Source organism: Methanosarcina acetivorans C2A, from assembly GCF_000007345.1.
Classification (GTDB): Archaea; Halobacteriota; Methanosarcinia; order Methanosarcinales; family Methanosarcinaceae; genus Methanosarcina; species Methanosarcina acetivorans.
Window position 1 is genome coordinate 2,476,903 of record NC_003552.1, and the last position, 21,446, is coordinate 2,498,348.

Genomic DNA, 21,446 nt, shown 5'->3' on the forward strand with positions numbered 1-21,446 from the left:
GTCATTTTGAAATCAGCACAACTACACTTCTTCCCTGAACAGTGCAGCTGCTTCCATTTACCTGGACTTCTTCTCCGGCTCCGGCAATATCCTGAGGAGGAGGCAGGAAGGTGTCGACTGCCCTGTGCCAGTTTCGCTCTCTGAGTCCTGGAATCTCGAACTCCAGAGGTTCCCAGTACATATTCATCATAACATGGATGTCTTCTTCATCACCGGGTTCTCCCATGGTAAAGGAAAGGGCTCGGGCATAAGGGTCGTCCCAGCCCGGACTGTTGAGCTTGCAGCCGTACCAGGAAATATCTTTTAGCCCCCGCTCGTTTTCCTTACCCGTAAAGTAACGGGGGCGAAGAATAGTGGTATGGCGTTTCCGAAAATCGATCATCAGTTTCCAGAAGCGGAACATATCCCGATTTCTTCCCACAAGGTTCCAGTCAAACCAGCCGGTCCCATTGTCCTGGCAGTAAGCGTTGTTGTTGCCTTTTTGGGTCCGCCTGACTTCATCCCCCATGGAAATCATCGGAACCCCTATGGAAAGCAGAAGGATAGAGGCGAAATTTTTGATCTGCCGTTCCCGCAAAGCTTCGATCTCCGGGTCTTCGGTCTCTCCTTCAACCCCACAGTTCCAGCTCAGGTTGTTATCAGTCCCATCCCTATTATTTTCCCCATTAGCCTCGTTGTGTTTGTAATTGTAAGAAACAAGGTCGTTAAGTGTAAACCCATCGTGGCAGGTCACAAAATTAACACTATTGATCGGAAGCCTTGATTCGGACTGGTAGAGATCGGGGCTCCCGGCAATCCGGCTTGCAACCCTCCCTACAAGCCCGGGGTCTCCTCGGACAAAGCGGCGGATCTCGTCCCGATAATAACCGTTCCATTCCGCCCACCTGGGTCCCGGGAAGTATCCGACCTGGTTGAGTGCAGCCGCGTCCCAGGCTTCCGCAATCACCTTTATGTATCCGAGGGAATCGTCCAGTTCAATCTGCCATATCACAGGGGGATATTTCATAACTTTTCCATCGGTATCAAGTGAAAGAATAGAGCCCTGGTCAAAACGAAAACCATCAACATGCATTTCTTCTGTCCAGTATTTCAGGCTGTCTACGATCAGCTTCTGGGAAATCGGATGGTTGCAGTTTACAGTGTTTCCACACCCCGAGTAATTGCTGTAATATTGCCTGTCAGGCTCCAGATGATAGTAAATGCTGTTGTCTATACCTTTGAAAGAAAAAACCGGACCCAGATGGTCCCCTTCAGCGGTATGGTTGAAAACCACATCAAGGATTACCTCTATTCCGGCTTTGTGCAGGGCTTTGACCATATCCCGGAATTCTTTCGTATGGTCTCCGCGTTCAGGGTTTTTGCAATAGCCGCTGTGAGGAGCAAAAAAACATATAGGATCATATCCCCAGTAGTGCCTTTTCCCCTCCGGGCTTATAGTATCATCAAAATCAAAGACAGGCATCAGCTCTACCGCAGTGATGCCAAGCTCCTTGAGATATGGAATTTTTTCTATAATCCCTGAAAATGTACCTGGAGTCTTAACCCCTGAGCTTGGAGATCTCGTGAATCCGCCCACATGCAGCTCATAGATGATGGTCTCGTTCAGCTCTTGCAGCCTGCTTTTGCCGAAGAGATCCTCCCATTTTCCGGGCATCTCATATACTTTTTCCGCCGTGATGTGACTGTTATTTTCCCACCTGTACCTGGAGGGATCTATCACCACGCTACGCATGGATGTAGAAAGGTTGTCTCCTGGCACGCTGGCTTTTTCTCTGTCCCAGAGGGTTTTATTGTTCCCCCGCGAGTAAGGATCTATCAGGACTTTCCCCCCATCAAAACGATACCCTCCGGATGGATCAAAAGGGCCGCCTATCCTGTAGGCATAGTGGACTCCGGGCTTAAGACCGCGTATGTACACATGCCAGAAGTGGAAAGTTTTGTTAAGGGCAATACCTGGAGTCTCAGCGGTTTCGATTTTCTGTGAGGTTTTAATTTCCTTTGAGGTCCCAATTTCCTTTGAGGTCCCAATTTCCTTTGAGGCTTCCACTAAACTCTCAACTTTTCCGGGGCGGGTAAGTTCTTCGACTCTATTTGTTGAAAGGACAAGTACAGGCTCCAGATCATCATGTTTATCGAAAAGCAGGAGCTCAACATAATCGGCATGTTCAGAATAAATTGAAAAATTAACTCCTTCTTCGTCACAAGTCGCTCCAGGAGGGTGAGGGTATCCTTTTTCAATTTTGTAACTGCGCGTCTTCAAAATCTGTTCGTAATCCGTATTATAGTTCTCCTGAGATTATTTTTTGGTTCCTGGCAGTGTCTGTTCGTAGTTCTGAAAATTGAAGCTCGGATAACCTTGTTCATCAGTTATGTACAGGTTATCCTGCGGATCTGTTTAATCTGTTTAATTTGTTTAATTTGTTTAATTTGTTTAATTTATCTTTATCCTCAAAAGCAAATAATTTTGCGGCTTTCATCCATCCAGACTTATGTAAAGAACTATTGACCGCCCTTTTTTCCATCCAGAGAATAATTCCTTAACCCTGGGAACCCCATTTGAAGTAACAGGTAAATATGGTACGCCCCCGCCAGCTTGTCTGGTGGCCGTTCCCAAAAGGAAAAAAAGCACAATTAATGAAAGAAAAATTAAGACCTAAATTTCTTTATATTTTGTTTTCTTGACTCCAGTTCTTGCTCACAAGTGGCTCAGAAGCTTTTACTTGCTGACTTGCTGTTTTCATTTTCTGGCTCTTTTTTGTCTTTTAGAAAAAGACCACTCTCCTCCGTCGAGCGGGACAAAAAAGCTTCTGTAAAGTGAATGACGTTGTACGGGGTTGAGAAATATTATACATGGTTCTTCGATCCTCTTGAGCTCAGCTCATTCTATAGCTTGCAAAGCAGTCCTCCTGAGAGGAGCGAAAAGGACCTCGTACAGTTGTGATTACATCACAACTCCCAGAAAATCTCCGATTTCTGCGACCATGAAGCGAAACTCGGGAAGATAAATCGGGATCTTAAAAACGCACATGAAATTTTCTGAATAACAGGAACAAAAAATTGAAAGGCAAAGTACTTTCAGACCAAAGCAGTTTGAAACGAATAATTACAGTGAAGTAGGAAAAGTCCAGAGAACTTTTTATGGTTTCCCCGAACTTTTTCTTTGGCTCCAACCCTGTCTTTCTGCTTCATAGTGAAACTCTTTCAGGTTTCATCCCATCCCCTTAATTATCCTATTTTCGGCAGGTAACTTGATTTTTTCCAAGTATTTTTATTGATAGCGTTTTTGTGGGAAAACACATTTTCTTCCACATTAAACATTACTGCAAAAATGGTTCGTTACTTATATAGGACGTAAGATTTGAGTCATATGTTAACCAGCTTCAAGTATATTACAAATTTGCAGAATGTTTTAAAAACAATATCAGCAAAAATATTTAATTCATAATGTCGACCTGCCGAATATAGGATTATGTGCCCGCTTGTTCGGAACCCCTCTTTTTTATCGGGACCATGGAACGTTTTCTTTTGATCAGTCCCCGCAAGGAAAGCTCCGGACAGGTTATACCAGATGCTGAAGATAGCACCCGGAAGCGTTGTGGTAACTGTGAAATTTTTATCGCAAGATCAACACTCAGACTGGAGTGAAAAAGGCTTCCCGGAGGTCATTCTACCAGATAACCGGTCTCTCACTCTCTGGCCTGTAGAGTTTATCCGCTGGCTTTACGCTCGGGAATGCCCTGTAGAACTCAGGCATGTTGAAGACCGCACCGTTTACCCTGAACCTAGCGGGCGAGTGGGTATCGGTCAGCGCTCGCGTCCTCAGGGAGTCGTCTGTGTCCGATTCCCTCCATATCTGGGCGAAGCTTAAGAAGAACCTCTGATCTCCGGTGAAACCGTCGACCATCTCCGGCTCCTCTTTCGATGAAAGCTTATAGGCGTGGTAGGCAATGGTCAGGCCACCGAAATCTGCTATGTTCTCCTGGAGGGTCAGATTGCCGTTGACGTGCAGCCCGGGCAGCACCTCGAATTTGTTGTACTCGTCCACCAAGACCTCCGTGCTCCTGTTGAAGTTATCGGCGTCCTCTGGCGTCCACCAGTCCGCCAGATTTCCGCTGGCATCGAACTTCCTGCCTTGGCTGTCGAAGTGGTGCGTCATCTCGTGTCCTATGATGGAGCCTATGGCACCGTAGTTGACTGCGTCATCGGCTTCCTCGTTGAAGAAGGGAGGCTGAAGAATGCCTGCAGGGAAGACTATGATGACCTTATTACAGTCTGCATAGGCGTTGGTCTCCTGGGGGTTCATCTCCCAGAGCTTGCGGTCTACGGGCTTACCTATCCTGTCCAGGCCGTTGGGACCGTGGTGAAACCGGAATTTGGAGGCTCTGAGGACGTTCATGACATATGAATCGTTTTTCACTTCGAGTTCCGAATAATTCAGCCATTCGTCGGGGTAGCCTACCTGGACATCCAGGGACTCAAGCTTCATCAGGGCTTCCTTCTTTGTTTCAGGCTCCATCCATGTAAGGCTTTGAATTCTTTCCCTAAAGGCCTTCTTCAGGTTGGATACCAGCTCCTGCATCCTGGCCCTGGATCCCGGGTCGAAATATCTGTCCACATAGACACGGCCTATGGCTTCGCCTATGGCTCTGTTTTCCGCATTGAGAACCCTCTTCCAGCGGGGCTCCATCTCCTTCTGGCCGTTAAGCTTTCTCTCATAGAAGTCAAAGTGCTCCTTCTCAAGGTCGGAGCTGAGATAGGGAGACGTAGCTGAGATCAGCTTCCAGCGCAGGAAGGTCTTCCAGTCAGCTGTGCTCTCTTCCTGAAGGGCTATACTCAGTTCCTTGAAGTAAGACGGATTTCTGACATTGACCTCGGCTACGTCCGGGCGGCCCAGGACGCTGAAGAGACAGGACCAGTTCATGCCTGGGGCGAAGACCTGAAGCTCCTCAAGGCTCATCCTGTTATACGTTTTGACTTCATCGTTGTCGTCCACATTGTTAAAGGATGCATTGGCAAGCCTGGTCTCTATCCTCATCACGGTTCTGGCATTATTTTCAGCGGTCTCCGGGTTATCGCCCAGGAAGACGAACATCCTGGTAACGTGGGTCAGGTACTGCTCTCTGATCCTGATAGATTCGCTGTCCTGCCTGAGATAGAAATCCCTATCCGGAAGGCCCAGCCCCCCCTGAGTGAGGGTGGCAATCATGACCTTGCTGTTCTTCTTGTCGGGTGAGGCGTACATGGAGAAGAAGGGATCCATGCCATAATCCATCATTTGCGTCGAAACGGCCTGGACATCGGAAGTGCTGGAGATATCGTCTATCATCCGCATCTCGGCTTTGATGGGGTCCAGACGCTGCTTTTCCAGGGTGGAGTTATCCATTCCCACGCGGTAGAACTCGCCGATCTTCTGCTCGAGGCTTCCCTCAGGGGCAGAAGTGTTGCTGGCTGCGTCTTCCACTATTTTTTTGACGCTGTCGGATGTCCTGTCCTTTACTATCTCGAACTCTCCGTATCGGGATTTGTCCGCAGGCACAGGGCGGCTTTTTATCCAGGCTCCCTCAGCATATTCATAGAAATCGTCTCCGGGTTTTACTGAGAGGTTCATGTTCCCGGGGTCGAAGGCTTTCTCATGTCCCGAGGTGCTCGTGTTACCCATCGACATTTCGGAAGAACCAGAAGATACAGGGGTTACAGTGTTGATAAGTGAAATGCAAAAAGCGAATAGATATATTACTCCCTTTCTTTCCATGCCCTCTCAACTCCTATGGATCCTGGGAAGCCTCTTAAACTGCAGCATGTAGAGGCTGCTCGTATGGTTTGTAGAAATTCCTAATTTAATGCAACTGATTTTCCAGTTCAACTGCGTAAGTCCTGTTTAGACAAGATCAGCTCTTTAACTGCGGGCTCGTTATATCACAACACAGATGATTAAGAGGAAAAAACCCTGAGAGTCCCGTTCCTTTACTGCAGCCCCAGATACAGCTGCTCCGAAAATACCCTTCGAGGTGCGTTTATTCGGAACAGGATCAATCATTCAGCAATTCTATATTCCTGATGATTATTCTTCATTCGTTTGTCTCGTTTGCTCCCGTTATATAATATACAATTATCTAAGTAATTATTTTAAATTAATCATGATAAAATAAAAGTAAATTCAGTTTCTAAATCAGTGATTTTTTCATTTCTTGATTGAAACCATCAAGCGAAAAAAACTATCAACCGAAAATTCACAAAATAGAGCGCGGTAAGGCTTATAATGAATTGCAAAAATATCTTTTTACGGGATTACCGATTAATCCTGAGGGGGATTATACATATTAAAGCATTTTTTTGAAAACATCAGAGTTTTGCCGATGCTGTTGACGACCGGTATGGTAGCCGTTTCGGATGCCGAAAGCAACAAGAATGCTACTGGGGCCGTATTTCCGGACTCGGAGTTCAACTTTCAATTCCTTCGCACAATCGGTTATGCTGTCAGTGGAGGAGCAGACATTAACGAATGCCTGGACACAGCCTACCGCGTAAAGAATGGCGACATCGAAAGCTGGTATCTGGAGTGGAATAGGACTGCCGGCCGGCTGGAGACAACCGGAGATGAATTCCTGGCCCGGAGCAATAATGTAAGCGCCAGAGAGACCTATCTCCGGGCGTCCAACTACTACAGAACAGCAGGTTTCTATCTAACTAAAAACCCGGACGACCCGCGCATCGTTCCCACCTGGGAAAGGAGCAGAGACTGCTTTCTCAAAGCCGCCGACCTGTCGAATAACCTCATCAGGCCTGTCAGGATTCCGTTCGAGAACACTACTTTACCTGGCTACCTTTGTCTTGTAGACACCGATGGAGAGAAAAGGCCTCTGCTGATCGTCCAAACAGGCTATGACGGTACAGGTGAGGAACTTTATTTTCAGGTTGCGAAGTTTGCAGTCGACAGAGGCTACAATGTCCTGATATTCGAGGGACCGGGGCAGGGAGAGGTTATCCGGGTACAGAAGATTCCATTCAGGTATAACTGGGAATCAGTTGTCACTCCTGTCACGAACTATGCCCTGAGCCAGAGCATAGTTGATCCGGAGAGGATCGTCCTCATGGGAATCAGCTTCGGAGGCTACCTGGCTCCAAGAGCCGTGGTCTTCGAGCATCGTATAAAGGCCTGCATTGCCAATGGTGGAGTTTATGACTTCGGGGGCAGCATTCTTCAAAGAGTTTCTCCGGACATCGAGGACATCCTGAGCGATGAAAACAAATCAAAAACCTTTGACCAGGAGATTTTGAAGGCCATGGACCAGAGCGTTGAAATAGGCTGGGCTATAGGCAATGGGATGTATATTTTCGGAGCCAGGACGCCCAGCGATTACTTCCGGATGCTTCCTCCTTATACTCTGAAGGAAGTGGCTCCTCAGATCAGGTGCAACATGCTTGTAATCGAAACGGATAACGATACACTCATTCCAGGTCAGGCAAGGCCTCTCTATGATGCGCTGACATCTCCCAAGGAGTTCATGTTTTTTACGTCTGAAGAGGGTGCAGGACTTCATTGTCAGACGGGCGCTGTGATGATATCCAGCGAGAGGATATTCAACTGGCTGGATTCTGTGCTACAGCAAAATTAGAAAGCGGTAAAGATAGAGAAATGAAAAATTAGAAAGCGGTAAAGATAGAGAAATGAAAAATTAGAAAACAGTAAAATAGAGAAGTAGATGAATACAGGAAAAACCGGGAAATCTGTTGTTGTATTCCCGGATTTTTCCTGCTTCCCAACCTCTGTTTATTCTTGCTTCCTGTAAAACCCTTCAGGTTTTACCCAACCTCTTAGTGTATATGCCCAATTGTTTTGGGTCTCTCACTTTTATCGGGATCGGGCACTGTTTCTTTTGACCAGTGCCCTGCAAGGAAAGCTCCGGACAGGTTATGCCAGATGCTGAAGATGGCACCCGGAAGCGCTGCCGCAGCAGTGAAATGTTTTATCGCAAGAGCCACACTGAGGCCCGAATTCTGCATCCCTACTTCGATTGCCAGAGTTCTTGCTTCTTTTTCGCTAAGTTTCAAAGCTTTTGCAACTCCATAGCCGCCTGCAAGCCCTAGACTATTGTGAAGGACAACTGCAAGCAGGACAAGGAGCCCGCTTTGCTCAAGATTCTCGCTGTTAGTCCCTATGATTATGGCAATTATGATCACTATGGCCGCGGCTGAAATTGCCGGAAAGACGTCCCTGACTGCCCTTATCCGTGCTTCAAAGAAATAATTGATCGCAAGCCCGAGCACTACAGGCACAATCACTATCCTTACAACACTTACAAGCATGCCTGTAACGTCAACGTTCACAGTCTGCCCTATAAAGAGCCAGGTAAGGAACGGGGTGGCAAGAAAGGCAAGCATGGTGGAGACAGAGGTAAGCACTATCGAGAGGGCAACGTCTCCTTTTGCAAGGTAACAGATAACATTTGAAGCCGTACCTCCGGGACAGCAGCCAAGCAGGATCACCCCCGCCATAAGGTCGGCAGGAAGCTTTAAGGCCAGGCTTACCGCCCATGCTGCCAGGGGCATAAGGGTGTACTGCATCAGAGTGCCCAGGAGAACCACATAGGGCCGCTTCAGGACCGCAAGGAAACTGCCCACTGAGAGTGTAACGCCCATCCCGAGCATGATCAGGCTTAAAAAGGGTACGATAAGCCCCTGATGAGGGGCAAAATACTCCGGATGCAGATATGCTACCGCAGATAAGAGTATTGCCCAGAGGGGAAATAATGAAGTGAACTTTTTAAGCATTTTTAGTACACCATCACATAAAATTGACAACTGAGTCATTAAATAAACTGAGATTGTCATTTAAATATATATCTATTTATTTCCGATAAATAATAAAGCTGTAATTAATTTAGAAATTGAAACAACGAGAAAGAAGGTTCATTATTTGGCAGAACTGGAGAATAAAATTGTTATTGATTTCAACTTCACAATTTAATTGTTATCTTGTCAAATGTTACCGATTACTTATAATCCTGTTAAGTGCTATCGAGTAACTGTAATCCTGTCAAATGATACCGATTAACTCTACCTGTTAACTGCGGTCAATTAAATGTAATCCTGTTAAATGCTGTCGATTGACTGTAATCCTGTTAACAACTCAGGATACTCGAAATTTCTCAAACATCCGATTGCTATCTCTGACGTCCAGTTGCTACCTTTATATACAGGCTCTGCCGATACAATGCCCCATGAGACTGGATGCATATCTTGTAGAGATGGGACATTTCAAGTCCAGGGGACGGGCCAAAACTGCCATTCTTGACGGAAACGTGAAAGTCAACGGCATCACGGTAACAAAAGTCTCCAGGGACGTCTCGATTGATGATGTAATAGAAGTTGCCGAGGGCCTGGATCAGCCTCAGGGCTACTTCAAACTCCGGTTTATTCAGGAAGAAAGTGAAGTCCTTAAACCCGGGGACAGGGTTCTCGACCTGGGATCAAGTGCGGGCGGTTTTCTCCTTTTTGCGTCAGAGATTGTGAGCCATATAAAAGGTCTGGAGTTCAGCCGGGATTTCAGGAGCGAGCTTGGAAAAATTGCATTTGAAAAGGAAAATGTTGAGGTAATATTCGGGGATGTATTTACCATACCTCTTAAAGAGCTCTCTGAAGAGCCTGTGGACGTTATTCTCTCGGACATGACTCTTGAGCCCGAAGACTCGATCAAAGCCCTATCCAGAGTGCTTCCTCTCTTGAAGGAAGGGGGAAAACTGCTCCAGGTAATAAAAATCCCAAAGAAGAAAAACCCGAAGCCTATACTGAGCAGGATCGAGAACCTGAGACTTGAAATCCAGCAGGTTGTTAGTTCCGAAAAACAGGAGATCTACGTGGTTGCAAGAAAACCGCTACCTGAAGAAAAAGAATCAGCCTGAAAAAAATCGGCTTGGGAAAAAGAAACGAAATCCGAAAACAAAACTGCCTGAAAAAAAAGAAAAAAAGGAACACAAACGGATGAAATTTGATGAAAAAACCGGCTCCTTTCCTGAAGAGCCCGATTGTACGGACATGTGCAACACGCATAACTATGCTAATGAGACCGGGCTGAGGATCTATGGGCAGGGAAAACCTGTTCGCCTCTTTGTTGCGGGACTGCATGGGGATGAGTGGAAGGACACAACGGAAATCCTGCTAAAAATAAAGCCTCCCGAAAACGGCATCCTTGCAGTGATCCCTCTTGTCAGCAAGGGAGAATATATTTCAACTCTGGACCCGGCTTACTATCCGGTAATGGGGACAGATATCCTCAAAGCCGTTGAAGCCCTGAACCCTGAAGTTTACATTGAACTCCATTCCTATTCCGGAGAAAACCTCGAAAAACTTGCAGGAAGGGACAGGCTGGAAAGGATCGGAGTGCCGGCCTACAGCGTCCTGAAAGCAGGGGTATTGCTGGGTTCGGTTTCTCCCTGGATTCGAAGGGAGTACTTTCCAAAAGAAGCCCTTTGCCTCTCTTTTGAGATCCAGAAAGGAAATCCTCTGTCAAGGGAATTTGTTGCCGATATGCTCGAAGTCCTCAAAGAAACAGGATCAAGAGACGAGTTTATAGAATACCTGAGAAATAAATTTCCCGAACAGGCAAAAAAAGCTATCGAGGATTACCGCCGCTTTTACGGGGAAATCTGAGAGTTTGCCTTCTACTTATCAATAAATAAAATATTGAAAAAGTACAAAACCGAAATTGTCAATATTGAAAAAGTACAATATCGAAATTGTCAATATCAAAATCATAATTTCTTAATAAATTAATATTTATCCGTACTTAAGTAAAGCGTTCAGTTCCGAGTCTGTTTTAAGGAATGCTTTCTCTTTTTCGTAAAGGGTGCGCTGGGCGATTTCAATCCCGCTCCTCATAACGACCTGTTCAGAGTGACTTGCGTTATCGTACGGTTTTACGAGTTCATTGTAATACGACTTCTCGGTCTCATAGTCAAGAGCCTTTATTTTCCAGTCCCGGTACAAAGAAAGAAAGCTTCTATAGTTTTTCGGGTTGCTGAAGGTCAGTCCCTGATAGTACTTCTCGTTTTCATCACTATAAACAATATACCCTCCGGTGCATTCTATGGCTAACCAGGAACCTGGAGAAACTTCGGCAAGAACCCAGGCATGATTGAAACTTTCAATGGCTTTCGAATTTGACACATTCATATTTGTGTAAGTGTGACCGGGAACTTCAATTTCACCAAGATGCCCGTCATCAGAGCTTTTCTGGGTATCAGTCCCATTTGCAATTCTCCAATCTTCTGCAGATTTGAAATTTCCTACTGCAATTCTTGCGTTAATGCCTTTTGCCTTTAACATGTCCCAGATGTCCTGGGCCATATTATCACAATCATAAACGTCATCTTTTGAATAGGTATGACCACTGGCGTACTCGGTTGCTATTTGCTCACATCGTCGGATATTCTTATCTGTCTGTATCCGGTCCTGTGATATCGAATGTAATATCTGACTGTTTGTAATCGGACTGTTTGAAATCGGACTGTTTGTATCAGAAGATTCATTAGAACCAATGGCAAAAGTTGAGTATGCGGTTAATAAGGTTCCTAAAATACAAATTAGAGCCACAATCCAGATGCCTTTAAGAATTCTTCTGTTAGCAGGGATTTTACGGTTATAATAAGAGAATAAAGAGAATAACGATATTTTGGAAACTAATAATGCTATTGTATAATTGGATCTTCCGGGAGCAGCAGTTGCGAACTTGAAAGCCTTTATTTCATGCTCGGAACTAGCAGTATCGGATTTTTTTTTGATTTTGTTTCCACAACCTGAACAAAAAATGTCTTCCGGATCTGCTTTTAATCCGCAGTTATTGCAGTACACTTTCAAATACCTCTTCAGGGGGTTATTTCTACTCTTCAGGGGCTATCAGTGTTTTATCCTGAAATTATTTCGCTTTTTTAATTTCTTTTGCTGTAGTTATATATCATATACACGTGACTCACTGTTTACTTCAACTTCGAATTTGCTTTATTTTACATGATCACTCCATAATATCAGAATGGAATTGAAATTTACTCAATGTTCTACATTTTGCGCCATCTGCTGCGGTATCATGTATTGAACATTCAAACCGATTTGAATCTGCGAAATAATTTAAGGATACAACAGTATCATACTTTTAAGGAGCTTAAGATCTCTGAACCTGTTTAATGAAAAACTAGGTTTAAGCCAGTTCAAACTCTTTTTCCCAGGAGCCTGTTAGGAGGCAATTTATTTGGGCTCAGGTGACTGAGGTCCGGATAACTGAAATTCGGATAACTAAGATTCAGATGACTGAGATTCAGGAAACTGGGTCAGGTGACTAAAGTTCGGTTGCTAAGATTCTATTTTTCAGGTTCAGTTCATTGAAGCCCAACCTGATAGTCATATTTATGTGCTTATTATTTCTGGAGCCAGATACCTGAAGTTTGAAAAGTATTCTGTAAATCGAATTTCGAGTTAACTATTATAAGCTGGGCTTTTTGCCCCCCAAGTAATTAATTTCGCATATTTAATTACATCCTAGATTCGGCAGGTAAACAAATATCTTAATATTATTAATTTTATATCTTTGTCCTGGTTTTCCCATGGCAGAAAAAGACAGCAGTAGAAGAGTTGAATCCTCCCTAAAACGTACAAGGTTCTTAGGTCACCTTGGTCTGATAGTTGGAGTGTTCCGAGAACTTGAGGTTGACAATCTGATCGATGAAAAACTTCCCAAAGAAAGGGATCATACTGTCCCTCACTCAGTCTGCATCCTTGCCATGTTGCTCAATGGTCTTGGTTTCGTAGGGCAACGTCTGTACCTGTTTCCTGATTTTTTTAAAAACATTTCTACGGAAAGGCTTTTCGGAGACGGTATAACAAGAGAGGATCTGAATCAATACGTTATCGGAGAGACTCTTGACAGAATCGTAAAATATGGCCCTACAAAACTGTTTACGGAAATTGCTCTTCACATCATGACTCATCTACCTATTCCTGTTCATTGTTTACACGCTGACACTACAAGTGTCAGCGTTTATGGGGATTATGATGACGAAGAAACTGAGTCTATTGACATTACTTTTGGAATTCCCAAAAACGGAAGATGGGACCTCAAACAATTTGTACTTAGCTTGATTGTTAATCAGCATGGGATACCTCTTTTCATGAACACACATTCAGGAAATTCTTCCGACAAAAACACAATTCTGGAAGCGATCCAGTCTCTCAAATCAGTTTTAAGACCTGAAAGCGAAGTTTACTACGTCGCTGATAGTTCCTTTTACACAGACAATAATATCAAGAACATGGGAAAGTCATTCTGGATCAGTCGTGTTCCCGCAACAATTACCGAGGCAAAGGAACTGCTAACTGCAAATCTGAACCTGAAAACGCTAAAAAGCGACGAAAGATACTCATTTTATCAAACCTTTGTGGAATATGGTGGAGTCAAACAAAAGTGGGTTTTGCTGCTTTCTCACAAGATGAAAGAGAAGAAAGAGCAAACTCTCAGGACGAAGCTTGAAAAAGAGGTTGAAAAAGCAGAGAAGTCTTTTAAAAAACTGAAAGGAGAGGACTTTTTTTGCGAAGAGGATGCATTAAAAGCTGCAGAAAAATGGATTCAAGATTTCCCTTCTGTCTCATTTGAAAAAGTAGATGTGAAATCCATTAAAAAACGTGAGTTGGGGAAAAGAGGCAGACCTTCAAAAGATGAGCAATTAAAGACTTATTGCAGGATTAATGGAATCATAAAGGTTAATGATGCTTTTGTTTTAAATGAAATGGATAAAATGGGACTTTTTATTCTTGCAAGTAATGATATCAATCTTTCTCCTGAGGATATGCTGAAGTATTACAAAGGGCAGGATAACGTGGAAAAAGGATTCAGATTCTTGAAAAGTAACACCTTTAGCATATCGAAAGTTTACCTCAAGAACAAAAAGAGAATTGAAGCGATGACTATGATAATGGTTCTCTGCTTAATGATTTATTCAATTGCAGAATGGAAATTAAGGACAAAATTAGAAGAAGAAAATGAAACGATTCCAGATCAAAAAGGGAAACCAACAAAAAGACCTACAATGAGATGGATATTTTTCAATTTTCAGGGAATTACAGAACTTATTTCTCAGAACAAAGGACAAATGAAGTCAGAAATATTGAATATGGAGGAGATTCACTGGAAGATACTGGGTCTAATGGGAGAGAAATATGAAAATATCTATCTCTAATTACGTTAACCTGCCGAATCTAGGTTACATGCATATATTATTGAGCCAGTCTAGTGTTAGTTTAATGGTAAAAAGTTACAGTAGTCGTGACGCACCCTGCTGCAAGCAATGGGATATATGAATGTAAAATGTAAAATGTAAAATATGGTTACGAGTTCAGGGAAGTTTTCTTCAAGACAGGAAGGCATTTCTCTTTTTACTGAAAGCCTTTAATAAAAGTTATTCCGATTACAGTTCGAACCGATAATGATCAAACATATGAAAAACAGATCAGATGTGATTTTATGATCACAGTGAATTTTCTCATTCTTTTACTTGGCCTTGTCTTTCTGGTTAAGGGTTCAGATTACTTTGTGAAGTCAGCCTCAACGATTGCAAAAAAGCTTGGCGTTTCGGAATTCGTTATAGGACTGACCCTTGTGGCAATCGGGACCTCAATTCCGGAACTTGCTTCTTCCATAGCCGCTTCTATCCAGCAGGCAAGTGGCATTGTAATAGGAAACGTTGTAGGCTCAAACATTGCCAACGTAGGCCTGATTGTGGGAGTTGCTGCGCTTCTTTCCCCCATGAAAACCGAAATCGATATGCTCAAAAGAGACGGCTATATCATGCTCTTTTCAGCTGTGCTCTTCTTTGTTTTTGCATTCAACAGGGAATTGTCAATGCTCGAAGCAGGGCTCTTTGTACTGCTGTATATCGCTTATGTATTTTTCCTTTTTGAGGAAGCCGAAAAATATGAAGGAAAGCTCCATTTCAAAGAGTTCATAACATATTTTTTCAAATTCAAGTACATAAACAGTGCAATGCAAAAGCTCAATGGGAACCGCAACAGAAACTCGGATTCAGATAGAAACTCGGATTCAGGAAATGGAAATGAACGGCTAGAGGGGGGCTTTGCAAAAGATATCTTTACCCTTGTGTTAAGCTGTGCAGCAATTGTAATTGGGGCAAAGTATTTTGTGGAAGAGTCGATCTTTTTTGCAGAACTCCTCGGGATTCCGGACACCGTCATAGGCACCACTCTGGTTGCGGTCGGGACTTCCCTCCCGGAACTTGTGGTAACGGTATCTGCAGCAAGGCAGGGTTACGGGAGTATAGCCCTTGGAAACGTGATAGGATCGAATATCACAAATATATTTTTGATCCTCGGGCTTTCAGGGCTTTTCTACCCCTTATCCGTTGCAGAAATGAGTCTCTTCTTTACAACCCCTGTCATGATAGCCATAAGCCTTATCCTTCTTATCTTTATTAGCACAGGCTGGGAAATCAAAAGGTGGGAAGGAGTGGTGTTAATGATGTTTTATGTGGCTTTCCTTGTAGTTTTATTCTACATCTGAGTTTTTTACGGGTTGGAACCTTCAAAAAAGGCTCGAAAAACTCTTTTTTACTTCCGTGGAACTGAATGGTTTCCCGTGAGCGATGTAAATCTTTCCGGGAGTGATATCAATCAGTTTTTTGATGCTCCGTCGAGCCTCAGCCGGATCATCTACCCAGAAAGGAAGGGACGGTTTTTCGGAAGGGATTGAAGGAAAGATAAGGTCTCCTGCAATTGCATCCCCGCTAATTAGAAGGACAGATACACAGCCCGGAGAATGGCCAGGAGTGTGGATTACTCGCCCCCGGACGCCGTACTCTTCGAGTTCCAGGGATTCGTCGATAAGAATATCAGGTTCAAAAGCCGGGTAGCTGGAGGCTTTCTTCGTACCGAAAAAGAGCCCGAGAATTCTTCCCGTAAATCCGGCAGGATGCAGTTTCCCCTGGTTTCCTTCACGGACTTTATCGGCATCCAGGCGGTGCACGGCAACCTTTGCGCCTGTTTTCTCCCTTAGGGCAGCAGCACTTCCTGCGTGGTCAGCATGCCCGTGTGTGAGGACTATGAGCCGAATATCTTCAGGCGAACCCCCGATCTCATGCAGTTTTTCAAGTATGGTGTCTTCACTCCCCGGATATCCGGAATCGACCAGGATGGTTCCTTTGTCTCTGATAATGAACGCAGAAGTCATTTTCAGAGGTACAGGTATAATATTTACGGAAATATCCATTTAAACCCCCTTTCATCAGCTTTATAATCAATTTTACAATTTCTTTTTGCTTTCGCTTCAACGAAGCTATAAATTGCAGGCAGTCAATTATGTGGCTTGCAGTTTCTTAAAGCTTCGGCATAGAAGAACGAACTTTCAATTTTGGAACAGTCCGGTAATAAACATAAGTAAACCTGAAAATATTGGAATTAAAAAATTGTCATTGAGAAAAAACCTGAAAGCTGCACGAGAATTGAGTTCTTTTACGGTCTGTAAATCCACAACGCTTTCCAGCAGCATTCCTCCGATTGATCCGACAAAGGCCTGAGCAGAAGTTACAAAAAATAACGAGGCGAGGAAAGCAACGAGAATTCCTGCAAGAGTTCCTTCAACGGTTTTTTCTTCCGAGTAGGGTAACTTATGCCTGCCTATAGTAACGCCTGTAACGGTTGATACCGAGTCTCCGAATCCCACTATTGCAATCGAAGCATATACGATTTCTTCAGGAAAGAGTACGAGAGACAGAATTATTCCGCAAAGGAGCAGGATATTCCCTTTGAGAGGGATATTCTGCTTTTCAGGTCTTCCCCACCTGCACAGAAAGGGCGAAAGTGAAGGTGGAAGAATATTCTTTGAAATCACAAAAGATGTTGCCAGATAAAAAGCGAGCAACAAAAGCAGAATCCATAATGCCCTTTCTCCGGCTACATAGATAAGAAGAATAAAAAAGATTCCTGTTAGGAGGTGAATTAGCTGGCGTTCAACCTCACCTTTAAGAGATGAATTTTCGTCCTGATGTGCGCACCTGTCTCCGTCTGTGTTTTCGGCTGCCATAGAATCACGTCGTCAGCTTACACTCTTGATTTCAATTAATTTCCCGGATTGAAGTTCTGCAGAATAAAGGCAGAAAAACGGTCTGAAAATAACCCCTTAATTCCTCAGTTCCTGCTTTTACAGGAATTATTTGGCAGATGTAATAAATGTGTGTTGGCAGATGTAATAAATGTGTGCTGGCTAAATATATGCTGAATAAATTTGCAATCACGCTCTATTCCTAAAATGTTCGGGAATTTCTTTTAACACCACTCTTTTACAAAATTTTCGGCTTTGGGAACTCTCTGGTAATCCTAAAACCTCAAGAACTAAATCCTTCAAAAGCCAGTGTTAATTGAGAGATAAAATATAGGGAGATAAAATGCCAACAATAGTTCATTTTGATGTCCCGGCAGACGATCCTGCGCGGGCAAAGAAATTTTACGCCGAACTTTTCGGCTGGAAGTTTGAGAAGCCTTTTGAAACGATGGAATACTATCTCATCGAAACGGAAGACCTTGAAGGAAAAGCAGGGCCTGGAGGAGGGCTTGGGAAACGAGGTGCTCCAGACCAGAGAATCATGAATTATATCGGAGTCCCCTCAATTGAAGAATACCTCTCGAAGGTGGAAAAACTCGGAGGCAAAGTGGTGATGGCAAAGACTGCCGTTCCGGGCTGGGGATACCTTGCAATTTGCACAGACACCGAGAACAACACCTTCGGGCTCTGGCAAGATGAAAAAGAGACAAAATGATTCTTGTAAAATAGCCTTTGTAAAACAGCTCTTGTGTACAGGTTTTTTTGCCTTTTGGATCCCGGGGTGATTTTTAAAAGCAGAAGAGAGGAAACAGCACTTCATCTTCTTCTTTTTTACGTGCCGTGCTGTTCTTTAGCTTAAAAGCCCAGCTTTTTTCTGGCAGTATCCAGTTTTGTTTTTAATTTCCGGTTGTCAAAAGGTTTTTTGAGGTAATCGTCAGCACCTGCCTTGAACCCTGCCTCCATATCTTCGGTCAGGTCTCGGCCGGTTATAAGAATTATATATATGCTGCTTAGCCGGGGGTCTTTCTTTATTTTTTCGCAGACCTCTATTCCTTTCATTTTCGGCATCTCCCAGTCGAGAATAACAACTCTGGGGAAGTCACTTTCGTTCAAAACTTCCCAGGCTTCATATCCGTCACGTGTGGAAATGGCTTCATAACCCCACCTTGTCAACGTGTTTTTAAGCCACAAATTGGAAATCGGTTCATCTTCGGCAATCAGAACTTTCACAGGTCTGCCTCCTGTTGAAAACCGGTAACTGAGTGTTACCGGTCCCGATCTAACAGATCTGTTTTTCCAGATACCTGACAAGAACCGGCTCAAGCTCTTTAAACCGGGCCTTAATTTCTTCAAATTTATCGGAAGCTAACTCCATCCGGTCTCTTCTTCCGACCTGTTCAAGGTAATAAGCAACCCTGAATACCCTGTTTGCACCTATGCTTCCGGCTGCACTCTTTAAAATATGGGCATTTTCCCTCAGGGCTTCAGCTTCCCCTTTTCTTAAAGCACTATTTATGGAATCCAGTAGTTCCGGCGCCATCCCAAGGAAAATTTTAACCATCTCCTTTAAGAGTACCTCGTCGCCCTCTGTCCTTTCAAGGACTTCTTCCAGATTAAAGACCTGATCCTCCGGAAAATCAAAAGCTATACTTTCCAGGTCCAGGGGTGTTGCTGCTCTTTCCTGAATGTTTTTTTCCTGAACAATTCTGTCCTGAACAGTCCTTTCCCTAGCAGTTTTTTCCCGGGTGTTTTTTCCGACCCGGATATCTTCAAGGATATTCAAGAGTTTTTCTTTTTTCAAAGGCTTTGATATATAATAGTTCATACCCGCTTCAAAACATTTTTCCCTATCTTCTTTCAGTGCCCGGGCAGTAAAAGCAATTATCGGAATGTTGTGCCGTCTAACCCCTGAAGAAGGGTCCCTTATCCTTCGAGTTGCTTCCAGCCCGTCCATGCCTGGCATTTGGATGTCCATCAGCACAGCGTCAAAATCCCTTCTGGAGAGGGCATCAAGCGCGTCTTTTCCGCTGGTAACCAGAGTAAGCTTATGTCCTTTTTTCTCAAGAAGGCCCAAAATTAGTTTTTGATTTATCGGGTGATCCTCGGCGAAAAGGACGTTCAGGCTTTCTCCGGAAGTTATTCCATTCCCATAACTTTCTTTAGCTTCCATGCATACTAACAGGCTTTCTTCCGGAATGTTGTTTCCCTGTCCATAATTTTCCGAACTTTCCCCTCTTTTCACTCTTACCGTGAAGTAGAAAGTGCATCCTTTCCCGACTTCACTTTCCACCCAGATCCTGCCTTCCATAAGCTCGACAAGCTGTGAGGAAATTGCAAGCCCGAGCCCGGTTCCTCCGTATTCCCTTGTGACCGAAGCGTCCGCCTGTATGAAGGGATCGAATATTTGGGAAAGTTTTTCAGGAGGGATCCCAATTCCGGTATCCTTTACTTTGAAAAGGAGAGCCACCTCTTCTGGGAAATCAGAGTTCGAAAGTCCTGAATTCCTTTCCGATGGCATGTATACTTCAACAGACAGAGCGATTTCTCCCTTTTTGGTGAACTTTATCGCATTTCCTAGAATGTTAAACAGCACCTGTTTGAGGCGTACAGGATCTCCTATGAAGGTTGACGGGAGGTCTTTTTCAATATGGAAAGCCAGTTTTAGTCCTTTTGAGCCTGCTTTTCCCGAAAGTAAGTTAATGATATGGGAAATGAGGCTTTCAAGCTCAAAACTGATCTGTTCGAGCTCAAGTTTATTTTGTTCAATTTTTGAGAAGTCAAGCACATCATCGATAATAGAAAGGAGAGATTCTGCAGAAGCGTGGGCAAGCTGGAGGTATTCCCGCTGCTCATCCGTAAGGCTGGTTTCCAGGAGCATTTCAAGCATACCCAGAACAGCGTTCATGGGAGTACGGATTTCATGGCTCATATTGGCAAGGAAATCTCCTTTAGCTTTATTTGCGGATTCTGCTGCTTCTTTTGCTTTAAGAAGCTGTTCTTCCATAAGTTTTCTATGCGTGATGTCCTGAAGTGTCCCGAACATCCTGACCGGAACCCCATTCCCGTCAAGGCTGATTTCTCCCTGGTCATGTACATAGCGAATAGAGCCGTCAGGCTTTAAAATTCCGTACTCAGAATTGAACGGATGCTTTCCCTGCCCTGCGTTTTTCAATGCTTCCAGAATGCGCTTCCTGTCCTCGGGATGAATCCTGGAAATAACCGTTTCGAATGAATAGTTAGGGCCGGGATCATAGTCCCATATAGTTTTGAGTTCCTCTGACCAGTAAATTTCACCTGTATGGGCATCAAAGGAATAACTGCCCAGATGAGCCATTGCCTGGGATCTTGCGAGATTTGCCTCGCTTCTCCGCAGGGCATCTTCGGCAATTTTCTGGTCCGTTATATCCGTCGTTGTTCCTGTAACCCGTAAGAGTTTACCCTCGGAGTCCCGGTGCGCTCTCCCTTTAACCAAAAAATGACGTACAGTCCCGTCAGGCCGAAGCACATCGTGTTCAAACTCGTAACTGTCGGTCTTTCCGTCCGCAACTGCCTGCATTACTTCCAGCATCCGTCTGTTATCTTCAGGGGATAGAATTCTATTAGAAAGCTCGAGCAGACTGTCATGAGTCTGGAGAAATTCTTCCCTTGATATGCCTACCAGCCGAAAGAGGTTGTCGTCCCATGTCATTCCGTTGGTGAGGACGTCCCAATCCCAGGTCCCCATCTCTGTGGCTTCAAGGGCCAGGTCGAGCCGTGCTTTTGCTTCCGAGAGTTCGAGGGTCCTGTTCCGTAATTCTTCTTCTACCTGCTTGAGCCGGGTAATGTCGACAAAAGAACCGGAAATTCCCAACGGAAGACCTTCCCTGTTTCTTATCAAACTCAGCGAAGTATGTACATAGAAAAATGTTCCATCCCTTCTTCTGGCTTGAAGTTCTCCTATCCACTCCCCTTTTTCTCTACACTCCCTCTCTGCCTGCAGAAACTCAGCCGGGGAGGCCCACAGTTCCGAAACCTGCCTGCCCGGAGGCTCTTCCGCACTGCCGTATCCCCACATTCGGACAAAAAAAGGATTCACATAGCTCAGAGTGCCGTCAAAATCCATCGTTATGAGGCCGGTAACCGCAGAATCCGCTTGCCACTCAAGCCTGACCAGCTTTTCCTCTAAGTGCGACTTTTCCTGAACCTCAGTTTCTTCCCTGTCGGCTCTTTTCTTTCCCCTGATCTCTTCGATACTTTCACCCTCATAACAGTCAATAAATAACCGTTTTTTTAAACCGCACACAGCAGCTTAAGAAAGGGTGCAGGCTTGTGCAAACTTAATTCGGGTTTAAAGCCCGAATTTATAATT

Annotated in this window: 14 protein-coding genes; 6 read left to right on the top strand and 8 right to left on the bottom strand. The window is 44.3% G+C overall.

The genetic code is table 11. The features are described from left to right. Position 1: 1 nt before the first annotated feature. Together glgX and MA_RS10420 are read right to left on the bottom strand one after the other, a co-directional pair. Positions 2–2,260 (bottom strand): glycogen debranching protein GlgX, encoded by a 2,259-nt coding sequence (gene glgX, locus MA_RS10415; protein ID WP_011021995.1) that lies wholly within the window; start codon positions 2,258–2,260, stop codon positions 2–4. Between the two features lie 1,407 nt (positions 2,261–3,667). Next, entirely contained in the window at positions 3,668–5,752 is a 2,085-nt protein-coding gene (locus MA_RS10420; protein ID WP_052279149.1) for a M13 family metallopeptidase, read from the bottom strand. 604 nt (positions 5,753–6,356) lie between these two features. Here MA_RS10420 and MA_RS10425 point away from each other — a divergent pair. Then, positions 6,357–7,616: an alpha/beta hydrolase family protein gene (locus MA_RS10425; RefSeq protein WP_083755904.1), complete on the top strand. Its 1,260-nt coding sequence runs from the start codon at positions 6,357–6,359 to the stop codon at positions 7,614–7,616. A gap of 199 nt (positions 7,617–7,815) precedes the next feature. Here MA_RS10425 and MA_RS10430 read toward each other — a convergent pair whose 3' ends face one another. Beyond that, positions 7,816–8,772 carry a bile acid:sodium symporter family protein gene (locus MA_RS10430; protein ID WP_048065281.1) on the bottom strand — a complete coding sequence of 319 codons (957 nt, stop codon included), beginning with the start codon at positions 8,770–8,772 and terminating at the stop codon, positions 7,816–7,818. A gap of 449 nt (positions 8,773–9,221) precedes the next feature. Between MA_RS10430 and MA_RS10435 the strand changes: the two genes are divergently transcribed. Together MA_RS10435 and MA_RS10440 are read left to right on the top strand one after the other, a co-directional pair. Beyond that, complete coding sequence (locus MA_RS10435; RefSeq protein WP_011021999.1) at positions 9,222–9,902, top strand: TlyA family RNA methyltransferase; 681 nt, start codon at positions 9,222–9,224, stop codon at positions 9,900–9,902. Then, entirely contained in the window at positions 9,862–10,650 is a 789-nt protein-coding gene (locus tag MA_RS10440) for a DUF2119 domain-containing protein (protein ID WP_342636664.1), read from the top strand. The genes MA_RS10435 and MA_RS10440 overlap by 41 nt, the downstream gene beginning before the upstream one ends. A gap of 126 nt (positions 10,651–10,776) precedes the next feature. Here the strand turns inward: MA_RS10440 and MA_RS28195 are convergent, their stop codons facing one another. Further along, positions 10,777–11,850, bottom strand: a complete 1,074-nt coding sequence (locus MA_RS28195) for a zinc ribbon domain-containing protein (RefSeq protein ID WP_048065282.1) — start codon at positions 11,848–11,850, stop codon at positions 10,777–10,779. 746 nt (positions 11,851–12,596) lie between these two features. Here MA_RS28195 and MA_RS10450 point away from each other — a divergent pair. Beyond that, on the top strand, positions 12,597–14,225 hold the full coding sequence (locus tag MA_RS10450; protein ID WP_011021085.1) for an IS1634 family transposase: 1,629 nt from the start codon (positions 12,597–12,599) through the stop codon (positions 14,223–14,225). 284 nt (positions 14,226–14,509) lie between these two features. Beyond that, positions 14,510–15,562, top strand: a complete 1,053-nt coding sequence (locus MA_RS10455) for a calcium/sodium antiporter (protein WP_011022002.1) — start codon at positions 14,510–14,512, stop codon at positions 15,560–15,562. Between the two features lie 21 nt (positions 15,563–15,583). Here the strand turns inward: MA_RS10455 and MA_RS10460 are convergent, their stop codons facing one another. Then, a complete protein-coding gene (locus MA_RS10460) occupies positions 15,584–16,267 on the bottom strand; it encodes an MBL fold metallo-hydrolase (RefSeq protein ID WP_011022003.1) in 684 nt (227 codons plus the stop codon). A 135-nt stretch (positions 16,268–16,402) separates the two neighbouring features. Continuing rightward, the gene (locus MA_RS10465; protein WP_011022004.1) at positions 16,403–17,080 is read right to left on the bottom strand and encodes a diacylglycerol/polyprenol kinase family protein; all 678 of its coding nucleotides are present in this window, start codon (positions 17,078–17,080) and stop codon (positions 16,403–16,405) included. A 361-nt stretch (positions 17,081–17,441) separates the two neighbouring features. Between MA_RS10465 and MA_RS10470 the strand changes: the two genes are divergently transcribed. After that, a complete protein-coding gene (locus tag MA_RS10470; RefSeq protein WP_011022005.1) occupies positions 17,442–17,813 on the top strand; it encodes a VOC family protein in 372 nt (123 codons plus the stop codon). A 140-nt stretch (positions 17,814–17,953) separates the two neighbouring features. Here the strand turns inward: MA_RS10470 and MA_RS10475 are convergent, their stop codons facing one another. Then, on the bottom strand, positions 17,954–18,328 hold the full coding sequence (locus MA_RS10475; protein WP_011022006.1) for a response regulator: 375 nt from the start codon (positions 18,326–18,328) through the stop codon (positions 17,954–17,956). Positions 18,329–18,377: 49 nt separating this feature from the next. Continuing rightward, positions 18,378–21,380, bottom strand: a complete 3,003-nt coding sequence (locus MA_RS10480; protein WP_011022007.1) for a PAS domain-containing protein — start codon at positions 21,378–21,380, stop codon at positions 18,378–18,380. Positions 21,381–21,446 lie beyond the last annotated feature (66 nt).